Source organism: Paenisporosarcina sp. P4_B8, assembly GCF_056402175.1.
Genome location: NZ_JBFUHX010000046.1, coordinates 1 through 1,409, shown reverse-complemented (window position 1 = coordinate 1,409; position 1,409 = coordinate 1). Strand labels below are relative to the sequence as shown.

Below are 1,409 nucleotides of genomic sequence, written 5' to 3'. Positions count from 1 at the left end.
TAACGAAATATATGACTATCCGAAAGACTAAAATTAAATTAATGAATAAAAATTATGAGGAGGAAATATATGTTTATAATTCTTGTGAAGTTTCTATTACCTGCATTCTTATTGTTTTACCTTCTTCTTAGGATTTTAGATAAGAATGATAGTAAATCTAAATCGACACTTGTTTTATTAATAACATCTTTGGTTTTTAATATTGCATTAGCACAAAACTATAATTATAACTTAATACCTTATCCAGAACGCGATGGTTATTCTGTTTCCAACTCGTTGGCATATTATGTTTTTGGTGAAGATCATTTTGGTCACTGGAACTCCGATTTATTTAGGACTGGATATGAAATATCAATCAACGTTACGATAATATTGTTGGTTATTTATATTGGCTTTTTAATATTTGAACTTAAAAGAAAAGGTAAAGAGGACATCCTTAACAATTGAACTTATTGAAATTCCTTATTCAACTAACGGGTGCTTTACTTCAATAAGGAGTGAAGCCTTTTTTCTTATTGAACTAACGGGGCAGCATTCCTGTTTGAAGGATGTTCGAGGTCTTGAAAGAAAAAGAGCCCTCTAGTTTGATGCATGAGTGTCAACGACCATTGACCCATCATCAAACAAGGAGGACTTCTCTATGCAGTTTAAATGCAATGAAAAAATTAATCAAGTGACTGAAAATACACTCGTTGTTGGTATGGATATTGCCAAGCGTGTTCATTACGCGTGCTTTGTCGATGAACGAGGGCGTGTGATTGAAAAAGCTTTTCCGGTACATCAATCAAAAGAAGGCTTTGATAGTTTGTATGAAAAGATTCGTCAAACGATGAAAGAAGCTAAGAAAACAGACGTTATAGTCGGAATTGAGCCAACAGGCCACTACTGGATGAACTTAGCTAATTTCTTAGACCACTACGACATTCCACTTGTCATGGTCAACCCAATGCACGTCAATCGTTAGAAGGAATTGGACGATAATTTACCAACAAAGAACGATAAAAAAGATGCGTTGGTCATCGCACGTTTATTGAAAGATGGACGTTTTAGCTATCCACGTTTGTTAAAAGATGTAGAAGCTGAACCGCGTATCGGATCTACTCTCCGTTCAAAGTTAACGGAAGATTTAGCGAGTATTAAAAATCGAATCGTCCGTTGGCTTGATCGCTATTTTCCAGAGTTTACTCAAGTCTTTCCGTCTTTTGGAAAGATGGCGCTGGAGGAATTGGAAATGACTCCATTTCCACAGGATATTGAAGGGAAAAGTGGTGAGGAGTTGGTCTTTTTATACCGTGAGGTAGAGGGTATGAGGACACCACAGTTGCCGAAAGCAAAGCTTCTCATTGAAGCATCGACGAACTCAATCGGACTGACAGAAGGAGAACAGATGGCCCGACATGAAATCGCCA

At 36.8% G+C, this 1,409-nt stretch carries 1 protein-coding gene and 1 pseudogene; both read left to right on the top strand.

Annotated features, from left to right (window positions below; all coding sequences use genetic code 11):
- The first annotated feature begins 69 nt into the window (after positions 1-69).
- Positions 70-447 (top strand): hypothetical protein, encoded by a 378-nt coding sequence (locus AC1DSK_RS17305; RefSeq protein WP_477548760.1) that lies wholly within the window; start codon positions 70-72, stop codon positions 445-447.
- Between the two features lie 193 nt (positions 448-640).
- Positions 641-1,409, top strand: a pseudogene (locus AC1DSK_RS17300) (IS110 family transposase); the annotation flags it as partial.